This is a genomic window from Streptococcus himalayensis, from assembly GCF_001708305.1.
GTDB lineage: Bacteria > Bacillota > Bacilli > Lactobacillales > Streptococcaceae > Streptococcus > Streptococcus himalayensis.
The window spans coordinates 1665231-1681264 of sequence record NZ_CP016953.1; the positions used below are offsets into that span (position 1 = coordinate 1665231).

13 protein-coding genes and 1 pseudogene are annotated in these 16034 nt (G+C 41.4%); 12 read left to right on the forward strand and 2 right to left on the reverse strand.

Annotated features, from left to right (window positions below):
- The first annotated feature begins 155 nt into the window (after positions 1 to 155).
- The 4 genes from BFM96_RS07790 to BFM96_RS07805 all read left to right on the forward strand — a co-directional run bounded on the left by BFM96_RS07790 (position 156) and on the right by BFM96_RS07805 (position 4110).
- Complete coding sequence (locus tag BFM96_RS07790; RefSeq protein WP_068992634.1) at positions 156 to 1211, forward strand: acyltransferase family protein; 1056 nt, start codon at positions 156 to 158, stop codon at positions 1209 to 1211.
- Between the two features lie 141 nt (positions 1212 to 1352).
- Positions 1353 to 2177 carry an alpha/beta hydrolase gene (locus tag BFM96_RS07795; protein ID WP_068992637.1) on the forward strand — a complete coding sequence of 275 codons (825 nt, stop codon included), beginning with the start codon at positions 1353 to 1355 and terminating at the stop codon, positions 2175 to 2177.
- Between the two features lie 16 nt (positions 2178 to 2193).
- The gene (locus tag BFM96_RS07800; protein WP_068992640.1) at positions 2194 to 2934 is read left to right on the forward strand and encodes an esterase family protein; all 741 of its coding nucleotides are present in this window, start codon (positions 2194 to 2196) and stop codon (positions 2932 to 2934) included.
- Positions 2935 to 2946: 12 nt separating this feature from the next.
- Complete coding sequence (locus BFM96_RS07805) at positions 2947 to 4110, forward strand: ATP-grasp domain-containing protein (RefSeq protein WP_068992643.1); 1164 nt, start codon at positions 2947 to 2949, stop codon at positions 4108 to 4110.
- Here BFM96_RS07805 and BFM96_RS07810 read toward each other — a convergent pair.
- A pseudogene (locus tag BFM96_RS07810) lies at positions 4041 to 5571 on the reverse strand (IS1182 family transposase). The gene BFM96_RS07805 and the pseudogene BFM96_RS07810 sit on opposite strands and share 70 nt — an antisense overlap.
- A 229-nt stretch (positions 5572 to 5800) precedes the next feature.
- Here BFM96_RS07810 and BFM96_RS07815 point away from each other — a divergent pair.
- The 8 genes from BFM96_RS07815 to BFM96_RS07850 all read left to right on the forward strand — a co-directional run bounded on the left by BFM96_RS07815 (position 5801) and on the right by BFM96_RS07850 (position 14265).
- Complete coding sequence (locus BFM96_RS07815; protein ID WP_068992649.1) at positions 5801 to 6769, forward strand: thiamine pyrophosphate-dependent dehydrogenase E1 component subunit alpha; 969 nt, start codon at positions 5801 to 5803, stop codon at positions 6767 to 6769.
- Positions 6770 to 6788: 19 nt separating this feature from the next.
- On the forward strand, positions 6789 to 7781 hold the full coding sequence (locus BFM96_RS07820; RefSeq protein ID WP_068992652.1) for an alpha-ketoacid dehydrogenase subunit beta: 993 nt from the start codon (positions 6789 to 6791) through the stop codon (positions 7779 to 7781).
- Positions 7782 to 7853: 72 nt separating this feature from the next.
- The gene (locus BFM96_RS07825; protein WP_068992655.1) at positions 7854 to 8903 is read left to right on the forward strand and encodes a dihydrolipoamide acetyltransferase; all 1050 of its coding nucleotides are present in this window, start codon (positions 7854 to 7856) and stop codon (positions 8901 to 8903) included.
- A gap of 30 nt (positions 8904 to 8933) precedes the next feature.
- The gene (gene lpdA / locus BFM96_RS07830) at positions 8934 to 10637 is read left to right on the forward strand and encodes a dihydrolipoyl dehydrogenase (RefSeq protein ID WP_068992658.1); all 1704 of its coding nucleotides are present in this window, start codon (positions 8934 to 8936) and stop codon (positions 10635 to 10637) included.
- Positions 10638 to 10712: 75 nt separating this feature from the next.
- Positions 10713 to 11702, forward strand: coding sequence for a lipoate--protein ligase (locus BFM96_RS07835; protein WP_068992661.1), 990 nt, complete (start codon positions 10713 to 10715; stop codon positions 11700 to 11702).
- A gap of 4 nt (positions 11703 to 11706) precedes the next feature.
- Positions 11707 to 12030, forward strand: coding sequence for a putative quinol monooxygenase (locus BFM96_RS07840; RefSeq protein ID WP_068992664.1), 324 nt, complete (start codon positions 11707 to 11709; stop codon positions 12028 to 12030).
- 8 nt (positions 12031 to 12038) lie between these two features.
- Complete coding sequence (locus tag BFM96_RS07845; protein ID WP_068992667.1) at positions 12039 to 12638, forward strand: hypothetical protein; 600 nt, start codon at positions 12039 to 12041, stop codon at positions 12636 to 12638.
- Between the two features lie 100 nt (positions 12639 to 12738).
- On the forward strand, positions 12739 to 14265 hold the full coding sequence (locus BFM96_RS07850) for a phosphohexomutase domain-containing protein (protein ID WP_145939752.1): 1527 nt from the start codon (positions 12739 to 12741) through the stop codon (positions 14263 to 14265).
- Positions 14266 to 14798: 533 nt separating this feature from the next.
- Here the strand turns inward: BFM96_RS07850 and BFM96_RS07855 are convergent.
- Positions 14799 to 16001 carry a cation diffusion facilitator family transporter gene (locus BFM96_RS07855; RefSeq protein WP_068992673.1) on the reverse strand — a complete coding sequence of 401 codons (1203 nt, stop codon included), beginning with the start codon at positions 15999 to 16001 and terminating at the stop codon, positions 14799 to 14801.
- Positions 16002 to 16034 lie beyond the last annotated feature (33 nt).

The following is a 16034-nucleotide window of genomic DNA, read 5'->3' on the forward strand; positions in this document are numbered from 1 at the left end:
GGAAGTGCAAAAATTGAAGAGTCTGCTTTGGCAAATTTAGGTTATATGCTAAAGCAAGTGAATAGAGACCCAAAAAGTTAGGGAAACCTAGCTTTTTATTTCAGCAAAACCCCAAAATATGATATAGTAAATATAACAAAAATGAGGAGGCCGACATGGATAATCAAGAAACAAACCTTCTTCACTACAAACAGATCAATTCTTCTATGATTAGTCTATTTCAATATCTGTTTTCAATTTTCGTCATTCTTGTTCATAGTGGCCGCTTGGTGGAAAATGAACTGTTGCATTTTACCTTCAAGAGTGTGTTTGCCAGAATGGCGGTGCCTTTTTTCATGATTTGTAGTAGTTTCTTTATTCGAGGTTATCTAACCGTTCATCATCGTGTAGGTATTTATATTCGCCATTTGGTGAAAACCTATCTGTTTTGGAGCTTGATTTATCTCCCTTATGCTTGCTTCTACCTCCAGAGTTTACCTCTTCCTTCACACCATCCTCTAATTTATTTGATTGGCTTAGTGGTGGCACTTGTTTATACTGGTATGTGCTATCAGTTATGGTATATTCCCGCTTTTCTTTTAGGCGTGTGGTTGGTAAGCCAACTTTTGAAATTTATAGGGAAGATAAAGACAGGTATCCTTCTTTTTCTGCTGTATCTTTTTGGAAGTATCGAAACTTATTCAGCCTATCTCGGCCATACGCCCTTTTTCACTGCTTATCAGGCCTACGCTCGTATCCTTATCACCAGTCGCAATGGGATTTTTTATGCTCCTATTTTTATTTTTTTAGGTTATTTGCTCTATGATTTTTATCAAACAAATCTCTTTAAAAACAGCTACGTTTGGAAAGTAATAGCGTGTTTTGCTCTCTTATGTGTGGAATATATTCTTGTCTTTTTGCGACAGGGTTTGGATAAAAATTTCTTTCTGGGCTTGCCTCTTTTTATTCTCTTTTTGTTTAATGCTATCAGTCGAACATCGGTATTTGCTAAGAAAGATTTTTCAACCTTACGAAAACTCAGCACTCTTTACTTCTTTATCCATCCTATCTTTATCGAATGGACCCTATTTGCTCTAAGGGAGAGAAGCATGAGTCCTGCAGAAAAAGGAAGCTATCTTTTCTTTAGCAGTCTCATTTGTACCCATCTGGTTTCAACATTCATGTTGAAAGTCAAGCAGTGGCGCATTCGACACATCAATCGAATTCGATGAGAAATGTTTAACTCCCTGTTCCTATCAGCGGAGTTTTTTGTTCGTTTATTCCGAATTTTAAGAAAAAATAACTAAATTTTCTGAATATTTCAGCAAAAGTATGCTATACTAGGGATACTAGAAATTGAAGCGAGAAATCCTATGAACAAGTCTTATTTTTATCTGGATATGAAAACCCATGAATTAGAGGTTCCCTATAGTAAAAAGAAGCGACGGGTACGTGTGTTATTGCCTAAAAATTACGAAACTGAAACAGACACGACCTATCCGGTGGTTTATTTCCATGATGGACAAAATGTCCTTTATAGCAAGGAATCCTTTAGTGGGCATTCTTGGAAGGTTATCCCCGCTATCAAGCGAAATCCTGACCTAGCTAAAATGATTGTTGTCGCTATTGATAACGATGGTTTCCAACGTATGAACGAATACTCTGCTTGGAAATATAAAGAACTCAATATTCCCGGTGTTCAATTTGGCGGTCAGGGAACAGAATACGCTGAATTTGTCATGGAAGTAGTCAAACCCTTTATTGATAGTACCTACCGTACCAAGGCTGACAAGCTTCATACAGCCATGATTGGCTCTTCCTTGGGCGGCAATATTACCCAATTTATGGGCTTGGCTTATCAAGACCAGATTGGATGTCTGGGTGTTTTTTCATCAGCTAACTGGCTCCACCAAGAAGCCTTTGACCGCTATATTGAGCGTCAAAAGCTAGACAAGGAGCAACGTGTCTATATCTATGTAGGAACAGAAGAAGCAGATGATACCGATAAAACGCTGATGGCAGGAAACATCAAACAGGCCTATATTGACTCGTCATTGATCTATTACGAACAACTGATTCGAGGAGGAATTCCCTTGGATAATCTTCTTCTTCGGATTAAATCTGGGGCGGAGCACAATGAATTGGCTTGGTCTGAGCAGATGGTCGAATGTTTTCAATTTTTTAGTGCGAAATGGTAAAAAAGGAGAGAAGCGAATGCAAGTAGAATATCTTAATCACTGGAGTGGTCATCTAAATCGGGACATGAAGCTAAATCACTATGGACACGCAGGGATGCCTGTGGTTGTCTTTGCCTCATCAGGAGGAAGCCACAATGAATATGCAGATTTTGGCATGGTTGAGGCTTGTTCGGCGTTTATTGAAGCTGGGAAAATCCAGTTTTTCACCCTGAGCAGTGTAGATTCTGAAAGTTGGCTGGCTGATTGGAAATCGCCTCACGATCGTGCCACCATGCACCAAGCCTATGATCGGTATGTGATTGAAGAGGCAATTCCTTTTATCAAACACCATACAGGTTGGTTTGACCCAATGATGACGACCGGTTGCTCCATGGGGGCTTATCACGCACTGAACTTCTTTTTAAACCATCCAGATGTATTCAGTAAAGTCATTGCTCTTTCTGGTGTTTATGACGCTCGATTCTTTGTGGGCGAATATGGATCAGATGAAGCGATTTATCAGCATTCACCCGCGGACTTTATTTGGAACCAAAATGATGGTTGGTTTATCGATCGTTACCGCCAGGCAGATATCATTGTCTGCACAGGTTTGGGTGCTTGGGAACAAGATGGTTTGCCATCTTTTTACACCTTAAAAGAAGCCTTTGACCACAAAAATATTCCAGCTTGGTTTGCTGAATGGGGACAAGACGTGGCTCATGACTGGGAGTGGTGGAGAAAACAAATGCCTTACTTTTTAAATGAATTGAATCTATAAACGAGGATTGCTATGAATTATATCGTTATTTCACCTTATTATCCGCAAAATTTCCAACAATTTACGATTGAACTCCACAAACAAGGAGTCAACGTGTTAGGGATTGGAGAAGAACCCTATGACCAGTTGGACGAACCGCTAAAACAAGCTTTGACGGAATATTTTCGTGTTGACAATTTAGAAAATCTTGATGAAGTTAAGCGAGCTGTTGCCTTTCTTTTCTATAAGCATGGCCCGATTGATCGCATTGAATCCCATAATGAATACTGGCTAGAGTTAGATGCTGCCTTGCGTACTCAGTTCAACATTTTTGGAGCAAAGACTGAGGATTTGGTCAAGACCAAGTTTAAGTCCGAAATGAAAAAATATTTCCAACAAGCAGGTGTCCCAGTGGTGCCTGGAAAAGTCATTAAAAAGCTGACAGATATTGATCAAGCAGTGAAAGAAATCAAACTTCCTATGATTGCAAAACCAGATAATGGAGTTGGGGCTGCTGCAACCTATAAATTGGAAACTTCAGCTGATGTGGCTCGTTTCAAAGACGAATGGGATCAAACCACGCCCTACTTCTTTGAACAATTTGTTACATCAAGCGACATTTGCACCTTTGATGGGCTGACAGATAAGGATGGCAATATTGTATTCTGCACAACCTTTGACTATGCCCATACACCACTTGATTTGATGATCCATAAGATGGATAATTCCTACTATGTTCTCAAGGAAATGGATGCTAAATTACGCAAGTACGGAGAAAGGATCGTTCGAGAATTCGGCATGAAAGAGCGGTTCTTCCATATCGAATTTTTCCGTGATGGTGATGATTATATTGCTATCGAGTACAACAACCGCCCAGCTGGTGGCTTTACGATTGATGTCTATAATTATGCTCATTCGATTGATTTGTATAAAAACTATGCTTCGCTAGTTGCAGGAAATGGGTTTGAAGCATCGAACTTTGAACCACTTTACTGTCTCGCTGTGTCACGGAGAGATAACAAACACTACCAATATTCTGAAGAGGAAATTCTTGGAAAATACCAAGGGCAGCTCAAGACCGTAAAACGAATGCCACGTGCCTTTGCAGAATTGCAGGGTGATAGCCTTTATATGCTAACCACAGACAGCCGTAAAGAATTACAGCAAATGATTGCAGATTTCGGTGCTACAGAGTAAAAAAGGGAGCATGCTCTCTTTTCAGACTGAAGACAAACTAGCCCTTAAACTAGTTTGTCTTTTTGTTTGCTGTGTTATTTTTGAAAAAAGTAGTCTAAAAGAGTAGATTAGGGCAACATAAAAAGGCCTTCCTGCCCTCATTTTCACCAGTTTTTTGAGATTAAGGCACGCCAAAGTCAGCCCAACTTTATCTCGCATTTTGGGCTTACCAATTTCTCTTGTATAGCGGAGATTATGGTATTCTTTAGCCGTCCCAAAGAGTCGCTCTATCGTCTCCTTGCGGTGCTGATATCGCTCTTTCATCCCTCTTTGGTGGCGAATCTCTTCACAAATCTCCATGTAACCTTTCCAGATATGTCTGGTGACTAGCTTCTGCTTGGTCTTACTTTCAGTACAACTCTTTAGGAGTGGACAGGTTGCACAAGTCTTAGGGTCACTCTTGTATTCTCGATAGCCAGAACGGTTGGTAGTGCTGTAAGACAAGACTTGGTTTTCAGGGCAGAGGTAGACGTCATAATGCTCGTCATAAATGAAATCATTCGGTCGTAACATGCCCTTCTTGCCACGAGGTCTGGTGTAGGGAAAGACAGGTGTGATATGCTGATCCAGTAGACATTTGGCAATACTGGGAGTTTTATAACCAGAGTCAGCGATGATATAGTTGGGGTGAAACGGTTCTAGCTTTGCGAAAGCAGGGAAAGCTTGACTATCATGGACATTGCCTGCTTCAACAGTATAGGCTAATGCCCAACCGTGTTTGTCGCAAGCCACCTGTGCTGCATAAGCGAAAACCTCCTTATGCTCCCCCTTATGAAACCAACCACTATCAGGGTCAGTCGTGGACATCTTTTTAGTGTTAGCCTCGCCTTTTGCGGCGGGCTTTAAGGGCTTTTTTTCATGTGTTACCCGATCTTGTGCGATTTCTTTTTCGAGTTGTTCACTCATCCATTTAGCTTGAGCCTCGACCTCTTGTCGTCTGTATTTATGGTTGTTGGCAGCTGCTTTGATGTGCGTTCCGTCGATGAAAATCTCATCTGTATCCACTAATCCAGCAGTCAAACAGAGATTGAGGACATGTTCGAAGATACGCGTGATCACTTCTGTTTCAGCGAAACGACGGCTGTAGTTTTTACCGTATGTGGTAAAATGAGGCACCTTATCGTCCAGACTCAAGCCCAGAAACCAACGATAGGCAACATTGACCTCAATGTCCTTGATGGTCTGACGCATGGAGCGAATGCCATAGAAGCACTGAATCAGAGGGATTTTGACCAGCATAACAGGGTCAAGGCTAGGACGACCCTTGTCTGAGGAATAACTATCCTCCACCAAGTCATAGATGACAGAAAAGTCGACAGTTTCCTCCAACTGACGCAGAAAGTGGTCCTTTGGAACTAACTCTTCAAGCGTATAGAAGCCTACTTGACGACGGTTATAATCGGGATTTTCTTTGTGAAACATAGCCAACACCTCACATTCTTCTTACCTCTATTATACTCCTTGACATCAAAAAAAGCCCTCAGAAACAAGTATTTCTAGGACTTTGTCTTCAATCTGAAAAGGGAGCATGCTCTCTTTTTTTAGTTTGTCAAGAAGTTGTGAAAAATGAACAATTTATTTTGACAAGGCTTTCATAAAGGGATATAATGAATGAGAGTATATAAATATATAATCCTAGAAAGGTTGTGGTGTGATGACACTTGACAAAACGCTATTGCTAGAGATGTTCCGTAAGATGGAAGAAATTCGTCGTATGGATCTAAAAATCGCCCAACTCGTGAAAAAAGGGAAAGTCCCTGGGATGACCCACTTTTCGGTAGGAGAAGAGGCTGCTAACGTTGGAGCTATGTTAGCTCTCAACGAAGATGATTTGATCACCTCCAATCACCGTGGGCATGGGCAAGCCATCGCAAAGGGAATCAACCTCAATGAAATGATGGCAGAAATCCTTGGCAAATACACAGGAACCTGTAAAGGCAAAGGTGGTTCGATGCATATCGCAGACTTAGATGCCGGCAACCTCGGTGCCAACGGTATTGTAGGTGGTGGCATGGGTATTGCTGTTGGAGCGGCTTTAAGCCAGCAGATGAAGCAAACTGGTCGGATTGTGGTCTGCTTCTTTGGAGATGGGGCCACTAATGAAGGAGTTTTCCACGAAGCCGTCAACATGGCTTCTATCTGGCATTTACCAGTGATTTTTTATTGCATTAACAACGGTTATGGCATTTCTGCTGACATTAAAAAAATGACCAATGTTCAGCACATTCATGAGCGGAGTGCTGCCTATGGTATTCCAGGATTGTTTATTCCAGATGGAAATAATGTTCTAGAAGTATATGAAGAATTTCAAAAAGCGGTAGAACATGTTCGTAGTGGTAAAGGTCCTGTCTTAATTGAAAGCGTTACCTATCGTTGGTTGGGTCATTCTTCATCTGACCCTGGAAAATACCGCACGCGCGAAGAAGTGGAAGAGTGGAAGAAAAAAGATCCGATTGAGAAACTTCGAAACTATTTAGTCGACAATCAGCTAGCAACAGCAGAGGAGCTAGAAGCAATTCAAGCCCAAGTCAAAGAAACAATCGAAGCGTCGGTCGTATTTGCGGAAGAAAGTCCATTCCCACCGCTAGAATCAGCTTTTGAAGATATTTATGCAGACTAGGAGAGGAGAAAAGAGAGCTATGGAAACAAAAGTAATGTCATTCCGCGATACCATTATCCTTGCAATGTCTGAGGAAATGCGTCGTGATGAAAATGTTCTCCTGATGGGAGAAGATGTCGGTATCTTTGGAGGAGACTTTGGAACCTCCGTTGGTATGTTGGAAGAATTTGGACCAGAACGTGTTCGGGACTGTCCGATTTCTGAAGCTGCTATTTCAGGAGCAGCTGCTGGGGCAGCTATGACTGGACTTCGTCCGATTGTGGATATGACCTTCATGGATTTTTCTGTCATTGCGATGGATGCCATTGTCAACCAAGCGGCTAAAACTCGCTATATGTTTGGCGGAAAAGGACAGGTTCCGATGACTGTTCGCTGTGCAGCAGGAAATGGTGTTGGCTCTGCAGCTCAGCATTCCCAATCCTTGGAAAGTTGGTTTACCCACATTCCGGGCTTGAAAGTTGTAGCCCCAGGGACACCTGCTGATATGAAGGGGCTTTTAAAAGCATCTATTCGGGATAATAATCCTGTCATCATCCTAGAATACAAATCTGAATTTAATCAAAAAGGAGAAGTTCCTCTAGATCCTGACTATGTGATTCCACTCGGTGTGGGTGAGATCAAAAAAGAGGGGACGGATGTTACTGTGGTCACATACGGGAAAATGCTACGTCGTGTGATGCAAGCAGCACAAGAATTAGAAACCGAAGGCATCTCTGTTGAAGTGGTGGACCCTAGAACCCTAGTCCCGCTTGATAAAGATATTATTATCAATTCTGTCAAAAAGACAGGTAAGGTTGTTCTTGTCAATGATGCCCATAAGACAAGCGGCTACATTGGCGAAATTTCTGCCATCATCTCTGAATCAGAAGCCTTTGATTATCTCGACGCTCCGATTCGCCGTTGTGCAGGCGAAGATGTGCCAATGCCTTATGCACAAAATCTGGAGAATGCTATGATACCAACCGTTGAGAGTATTAAGGAAGCCATTCGTAAAACCTACCGCAAAGAATAGCGAATTTAGTTTACATAATTTATGTTATGTAAACTAAATCGTGTTTAGAGGAATCATGAAAGAGGAGTCTCTATGACAGATGATAAGTTAAGAGCGACCCCCGCCGCTAGAAAATTGGCAGATGAGCTACGGCTCAATCTCTATGATATTTCTGGAACAGGGGCAAAGGGGCGCGTGCATAAAGAAGATGTCGAAAATTACCAAGAAACTAATCGAGTGAAAATCTCTCCTTTGGCCAAGAAAATTGCCGAAGAACATAATATCGCTTGGCAAGAAATTCATGGAACAGGTATCCGTGGCAAGATTATGAAAAAAGATGTCCTGGCTCGGTTGCCTGAAAATGTTGAAAGTGATACCATCAAGTCGCCAGCGCACATTGAAAAAGTGGAAGAAGTACCATCCAACCAAACTGCATTTGGAGAAATCGAACGCATTCCAATGTCTCCGATGCGCAAAGTTATTGCCCAACGGATGGTGGACAGTTATTTGAAAGCTCCTGTTTTCGCCTTGAACTACGAAGTTGATATGACCAACCTTATCGCTCTTAGAAAACAGGTCATTGAACCTATCTTGGCCAAAACGGGCAATAAGGTAACCTTTACAGACTTGATTGGGCTAGCTGTTGTGAAAAATCTGATGAAACCAGAACATCGCTTTATCAATGCTAGTCTTAATCCTGAAGGAACAGAAATCACTGTTCACCACTATGTGAATTTAGGAATTGCGGTTGGATTGGACGAAGGCTTGCTAGTACCTGTCGTGAAAAATGCTGAACAAATGACATTGTCAGAGTTCGTCTCTGCCTCCAAAGAGTTGATTAAAGTGACACAGGCAGGGAAATTAAAACCAGATCAAATGTCAGGTTCAACGTTCTCCATTTCAAATCTAGGAATGTTTGGGATTGATTCCTTCAATCCAATCATTAACCAGCCAAATTCTGCGATCCTTGGAGTGGCTGCCACCAAAGAAAAAGCGGTGGTTGTTGATGGGGAAATTGTCGTTCGTCCTATCATGAAATTGACCTTAACGATTGACCACCGTGTGGTCGATGGTATGAATGGGGCTAAATTTATGGTGGATCTCAAACATACTTTGGAAAATCCTATGGAATTACTTGTATAATCGACGAGAGAAAGAAATAAAGGAGAAGACATGGCTTTAGAAGTAATTATGCCCAAAGCAGGCGTTGATATGACCGAAGGACAGATTGTCCAGTGGAATAAAAAAGTAGGAGAATTTGTCAAAGAAGGGGAGATTCTCTTGGAAATTATGACCGATAAGGTCAGCATGGAGCTTGAAGCTGAAGAAGATGGCTATCTGATTGCCATTTTAAAAGGTGATGGTGAGACTGTTCCCGTAACAGAAGTCATCGCTTACCTAGGAGCAGAAGGAGAGTCTATCCCATTGGCTTCTGGAGCTGCTGAAGGGGGAGCTACAAGCGAGCCAACTGGTGCAGTGGCTCACGAGGACAAGAGTGATGATGCCTATGATATTGTTGTCATTGGTGGTGGACCTGCTGGTTACGTATCTGCCATTAAGGCAGCCCAGCTAGGTGGGAAAATCGCCCTTGTTGAGAAATCAGAACTAGGGGGTACTTGCTTGAACCGTGGATGTATCCCAACCAAAACCTATCTTCATAATGCAGAAATTATAGAAAATATCGGTCATGCCGCTCATCGGGGGATTATCCTAGAAAATCCATCCTTCACGATTGATATGGACAAGGTTCTTGAAACCAAAAATAAGGTCGTGCAAACTCTGGTAGGAGGAGTCGCAGGGCTCTTACGAAGCTACGGAGTAGATGTTTATAAAGGAATTGGAACAATCACTAAGGATAAGAATGTTTTGGTTAATGGTGAAGAGCTCCTAGAGACCAAGAAAATTATCCTAGCAGGAGGTTCAAAAGTCAGCAAAATCAATATTCCTGGTATGGAATCGCCACTAGTCATGACCAGTGATGACATCCTTGAGATGAACGAAGTGCCTGATAAGCTTGTGATTATTGGGGGAGGAGTTGTCGGTATTGAGCTGGGACAAGCCTTCATGACCTTTGGAAGTAAGGTAACAGTTATTGAAATGATGGACCGTATCGTCCCTGCAATGGATACAGAAGTCTCGAAAAACTTGCGTCTTATCTTGGAACGCAAAGGCATGACCATTCTTACCGATACAAAATTGCAAGAAATCATCGAAGAAAATGGTCAACTTCGCATTAAAGTGGAAGGAAAAGACGATATTGTAGCCGATAAAGCCTTGCTATCTATTGGACGAGTGCCTGACCTTGAAGGAATTGGGGAGGTTGAGTTTGAGCTAGATCGTGGACGGATTAAGGTCAATGAATACATGGAAACATCTATTTCTGGTATTTATGCACCTGGAGATATCAACGGAACCAAGATGTTAGCCCATGCAGCCTTTCGTATGGGGGAAGTAGCTGCAGAAAATGCTTTGAAAGGCAATCATGCAGTTGCAAAATTAAACCTGACTCCTGCTGCTATTTATACCTTGCCAGAAGTTGCAGCGGTTGGCTTGACAGAAGAGCAAGCACGAGAAAAATACGATGTAGCCATTGGAAAATTCAATTTTGCAGCGAATGGCCGTGCCATCGCCTCTGATGCTGCCCAAGGATTTGTCAAAGTTATTGCAGATAAAAAATACGGGGAGATTTTAGGAGTACATATCATCGGTCCAGCCGCAGCTGAATTGATTAACGAAGCATCTTCTATCATTGAAATGGAAATTACCGTTGAAGAAATGCTCAAGACTATCCATGGCCATCCGACTTATTCAGAAGTCATGTACGAAGCCTTTGCCGATGTGCTTGGCTTAGCCGTTCATTCACCTAAGAAAAAATAAACCTTGTGCAACTGTGAAGCCGATCTAAAAAGGTCGGCTTCCTTGCCAGTTATAAATCGACTACTGGAGGACTTTATGAAATACATTATCAATCATAGCAATGATACAGCCTATAATATTGCTTTAGAAGAATATGCTTTCAAACAATTATTAGACGAGGACATGATTTTCCTACTTTGGATTAACAAGCCATCCATTATCGTAGGTCGTCATCAAAACACCATCGAGGAAATCAATCGCGAGTTTGTTCGTGAAAATGGAATTGAGGTCGTCCGTCGAATTAGTGGTGGAGGTGCTGTTTATCACGATTACAACAACCTTAACTACACTATCATTTCCAAAGAAACTGAAGATAAGGCCTTTGATTTCAAGAGTTTTTCGATTCCTGTTCTGAAAACTTTGGAGGCGTTAGGCGTGAAGGCAGAATTTACAGGTCGAAATGACTTGGAAATTGATGGAAAGAAATTCTGTGGCAATGCGCAAGCCTATATCAACGGACGTATCATGCACCATGGTTGCCTCTTATTTGATGTTGATTTATCCGTCCTCTCGAAAGCCCTCAAGGTTTCAAAGGATAAAATTGAGTCCAAAGGTGTCAAATCCGTTCGTGCCCGTGTAACCAATATTATCGACGAATTACCTGAAAAGATTACCGTAGAAGAATTCCGAGACTTGCTCTTGGATTATATGAAAAAAGAATACCCAGATATGACGGAGTATGTATTTTCAGAGGACGAGCTGGTGGCTATTCAAAAGAGCAAGAAAGAAAAGTTTGGCAATTGGGATTGGAATTATGGGAAATCTCCAGATTATAACATCAAGCGTGGGACTAAATTCCTAAGTGGGAAAGTAGACATTTATGCCAACGTTGTGCAATCTCGCATTGAAAATCTCAAAATTTATGGTGATTTCTTTGGAATTGAAGATGTCGCAGCAGTAGAAGAAGTCGTAAAAGGCATTCCTTACGAACGAGAAAGCGTTCTTGAAGCACTTAAAAGCATTGATATTAGCAGGTATTTTGCTGGTATTAGCCGAGAAGAAATCGCAGAAGCCATTGTGGGGTGATAGAATGAAGATAACTGTTTTGATTACCTATAAAGGAAAAGGAGTTGCTGCCCAGCAGTTTGTCAGGGAAATGGAGCAAACAGGAATTGCAGACCGCATTCGCCAAGAAAAAGGAAATCTACGCTATGACTATTTTCGTCCTTTTGACGATGAGGAAAGTATTTTACTAGTCGATAGTTGGGAAAGTCAGGAAGCTTTGGATACTCATCATGCTTCTCCTATGATGGCTGAAATCATTCGCCTGCGTGAAAAGTATGACCTTCACATGACTGTGGAACGCTATCGCTCAGATGCTGTTCCAGATCATGACTTAGATTTTATTCGATAGGAGAGGGCATGAAGGAAATGCAGATGGAGGACAAGGAGCTGTTACGTCAGCTTGATCGCCCTATTTGGATGCAAGGGTTAGGGTCTAGTTTATATATCTATTGGACAAAAAAAGCCTATGAAGACAATCGCACGTTTTGGAAAGATGCTGCTCCCCATGCTTTTCATTTTGGAATTGCTCTCGATGTTTTTTTGAGGGATTCTGGCAAGGAAAGTCTCGTTCTTATCGGCTATCAAGACCAAGCTATCAACTGGCAGAAGACAGAACTTCAGCATTTGGAGGATAAAATTGATAGTTTCTGCATCCTCTTTGCTGTAAAAAATCAGCAACTTTCTTATCAGCAAGCCGTTCAACTCTTGCAAACTAAGGAAGTCTATTTCTTGGAAACGGCTAAACACCAGCCTGTACAATTACAACGACAAACTGGAGAAGAATTTTATCCAGCCATTCCTTGCTTTTTAAGTCGGGAAAGTGCGAAAGAGTTTCAATCAGAAGAGGAAGAAATTATCAAGCCCCTTCGCTTGCACCAATTAGCACGGCTCTCTCAACAACCGATACTGCTAGAACCCGATAAACCGTATGGAATTGAAGTTCAGCCGTTTTCATAATGCTGATTTTCTAAGAATGACAGATTGGCAACTCTAGCCTCAAAGGTTAAGCCAGAAATGACTTCATTTCATGGGGTATCATCAAGCGATAAAGGAGGACATTATGTCACATCATGTTTTGCAAAATGGGTCTGATATTCGTGGAATCGCGATTGCAACAGACGAATTAGCCGTCAACCTCACCCCTGCTGCCGTGATTAAAATCGTACATGGCTTGGTTCATTGGCTGTGTCAAGACGAGACCCTTCATAAGGTCTATCAAGAAGGCCAGTTAACGATTGGAATTGGTCGTGATAGCCGACTTAGCGGCCCTAGTTTAGTTGAGGCCTTTACAAAAGAAGCTGTCCGCTTGGGAATACAAGTCATTGATTTTGGTCTCGCAACGACCCCAGCCCTTTTTATGAGCACACAGTATGAGGAATTTTCATGCCATGCTGGTGTTATGGTAACAGCGAGCCACCTGCCTTATTACTTTAATGGGATTAAAATCTTCAGCCAAAAAGGCGGTGCAGAGCATGAGGATATTGCTTTTATCCTAGAAAATGACGAAGTATTACCTACCCAGGAAAATGGAACAGTTCGTTCAGAGGATTTGTTGACACCGTACGCAGCCGATTTGGTTGGAAAAATCCGCTTGGCAAATCAAGGGAAAGAAGAACCATTAAAAGGATTACACATCATTGTAGATGCAGGAAATGGAGCCGGAGGTTTCTTTGCGGATAAGGTCTTACGAGTTTTGGGAGCAAATACAAATGGTTCTCAATTTCTTGAACCAGACGGGACCTTCCCAAATCATATCCCAAATCCAGATAACAAGGAAGCTATGGCAAGTATTCAAGCAGCAGTCCTTAAACATCAAGCTGACTTAGGCATTATCTTTGATACGGATGTAGACCGTGCTGCCTTGGTCACTCAATCAGGAGAGATTTTAAATCGGAATAATCTCATTGCCGTTCTCAGCCAAATCATTTTACAAGAACACCCTGGAACAAGCATTGTAACCAATTCCCCAACTTCTGAGCATTTGAAACGCTTCATTGAAGAATTAGGTGGTAAACAGATTCGCTATATTTCGGGTTATCGCAATGTCATCAATAAGGCAATTCACACCAATCAAGAAGGGATTGATTGTCAACTGGCGATTGAAACATCTGGCCATGCTGCCTTTAAGGAAAATTATTTCCTTGATGATGGAACCTACGCCGCAGCCAAAATTCTTATGCTCTTGCCATGTTTACAAGCAGAAGGCCGGAGCTTGGATGATTTAATTGCCCGGTTGAAACAGCCCGTAGAAACACAAGAAGTCCGCTTTAAACTAGAAGTGCCTGATTATCGCGCATTAGGCGAGCAAGTGATTGCGGACTTACAAGCACAAACGATTGACGGCTTTCACTTTAATCCAGAAAACGAAGAAGGAGTGCGTTTTGATGTCACCTCGCCATACGGAGATGGCTGGTTCTTACTGAGAATGAGTCTTCACGAACCTTTGTTGGTACTTCAAGTGGAAAACGATCAAGCAGGCTACATTGTTCCAATCCTCAAGCGCTTATCTGCATTTTTAACGACCTATCCTTTGGTCAATCAAGTTCAACTACAAGCTCTCATCCATCAAGCTTATACTCAATAAAAATAAAAATTAGCATTTTTACTACTCTCTTATATGGTTCAGACATAAACCTCCTATTTTTTTATTACTATCTATTGCATTTACTGAAAGAGTGTCCTGTTTAACTCATTTAGTTCTCTACATTTTAAGACAAAAATAAATAGGTTTATATAAAAAGGCTATTTTTGAAATTAAATGAGTATTAGTTTATTTTTCTGATAAGAGTAAAAAGAGGCTAAGACAAAAGTCTGATTAGAAAAGTAAAAACGAACAAAGGAAGAGTTAAAATCTTAAACCTCTCTCTTTGTTCGCTTTTTGTATCTATTTTAGTAAAAGATACTATATGAAAGTATAGAATTTCTAGCGTGAAAATCTTTTTATACGTAATTTTCCAGATTACATTATGTTGAGGGTGAGTGCATCACTCTCATCCTGGTTTGTCCCAGTCTCTTTGATTTTTATAGAGTATCAACCAAAAGCGAACAAGCCATTTTTTCTTATCATAATTCTAACTTTGCTCGCTTTTTATGTGTTTAAGTGTTAAGAAATGCTTGTCAGAGGTGTATATCCTTGGAATGTTTTTTGGTTTGTTGATGAAAAACAAGTTGCCAAGTCTCATGTCGTCTCCAAATGCTTGTGTGTAAAATATCGTTGAGTTCATAGCGAACGAGCTTGGTTTTTTGACTGATGGAGGTTAGTTCAAACTGATGAATAGGACAGGGGCGTCCTTTGGCCTCTTGAAAGGCTTTCTTGTCAAGTTCTTTACCGTCGTGCTCGACTGAGAGAAAATCAGGTGCCAGTAATTCGTCTAATTCCATGCCTTGTTCCACTAGTTGCTCTCTCAAAAATAATTTCTTGCGGACATTACTAGGAATTTCATCATCAGGAATGGGGGCTGGTTCGATATGAATATCGATGTCAAACACACCAAAACGGTCTTGGAGCATGGACTCTACTTGGTCTGCAACCGCATGACTTTCATAGACAGATAAGTCAGGATTCATTTCCAAAATCAAATCCAGATAAATATTGCTGCCATAGGTTCGCCCTCTTTGGGATTTAACCTTGGAAATTTTAGGTATTTCTAAAATGGCTGTTTCATATTCTTTTAGGAGATCTTGATCAAAGCCGTCAGACAAACTAAAGGAACTTTCGATAAAAATTTCATAGGCTGTTTTGAGGATAAAGAAGGTGATGACAATAGCGACTAGTTTATCAATAATCGGAAAATGAAGGGAACTAGCGATGATTGCTAGACTGGTTCCAAGGGAGGTTACGACATCGGAAAGATTGTCTTTGGCCGCAGCTTCTAAGGCCTTAGAATGGGTTCTTTTGGCTAATTGTTTATTGTATAGATAAACGCCAGACATAATCAGAGCAGAGAGCAAACCGACACAAGCTCCAAGTGGGTCAATAACTGTTTCTTGATTGGAAATGATTTTACGAACTGTTTCAATGAGGACATCGAACCCTACAAAAAACATGAGAAAAGAAGTAACCAGACTAGCCAAGTCCTCGATTTTCCAATGGCCAAATTTATGGTCGTGGTCGGCTGGCTTTCTTGCCATCCGAAGGCCAATCAAAACGGCAATATTAGCGATAATATCAGATACATTGTTAAAACCGTCGGCTGTCAAACTAGACGACTGCAGGAGATTTCCAGCAATCAATTTGGCTGTTGACAAAAGTAGGTAGGTGCCTATGGCAAGGATAGCTCCCCGTTCTGCTAATTTTAGATTGGTGGTCGATTTATTCATGAGATTTCCTTTCAGAAAGACTATTATAGCGCT

Excerpts from the sequence above, each read along its gene's own strand:
- BFM96_RS07790 (WP_068992634.1), top strand. The coding sequence starts at position 156 with ATGGATAATCAAGAAACAAACCTTCTTCACTACAAACAGATCAATTCT.
- BFM96_RS07795 (WP_068992637.1), top strand. The coding sequence starts at position 1,353 with ATGAACAAGTCTTATTTTTATCTGGATATGAAAACCCATGAATTAGAG.
- BFM96_RS07800 (WP_068992640.1), top strand. The coding sequence starts at position 2,194 with ATGCAAGTAGAATATCTTAATCACTGGAGTGGTCATCTAAATCGGGAC.
- BFM96_RS07805 (WP_068992643.1), top strand. The coding sequence starts at position 2,947 with ATGAATTATATCGTTATTTCACCTTATTATCCGCAAAATTTCCAACAA.
- BFM96_RS07820 (WP_068992652.1), top strand. The coding sequence starts at position 6,789 with ATGGAAACAAAAGTAATGTCATTCCGCGATACCATTATCCTTGCAATG.
- BFM96_RS07825 (WP_068992655.1), top strand. The coding sequence starts at position 7,854 with ATGACAGATGATAAGTTAAGAGCGACCCCCGCCGCTAGAAAATTGGCA.
- lpdA (WP_068992658.1), top strand. The coding sequence starts at position 8,934 with ATGGCTTTAGAAGTAATTATGCCCAAAGCAGGCGTTGATATGACCGAA.
- BFM96_RS07835 (WP_068992661.1), top strand. The coding sequence starts at position 10,713 with ATGAAATACATTATCAATCATAGCAATGATACAGCCTATAATATTGCT.
- BFM96_RS07840 (WP_068992664.1), top strand. The coding sequence starts at position 11,707 with ATGAAGATAACTGTTTTGATTACCTATAAAGGAAAAGGAGTTGCTGCC.
- BFM96_RS07845 (WP_068992667.1), top strand. The coding sequence starts at position 12,039 with ATGAAGGAAATGCAGATGGAGGACAAGGAGCTGTTACGTCAGCTTGAT.
- BFM96_RS07855 (WP_068992673.1), bottom strand. The coding sequence starts at position 16,001 with ATGAATAAATCGACCACCAATCTAAAATTAGCAGAACGGGGAGCTATC.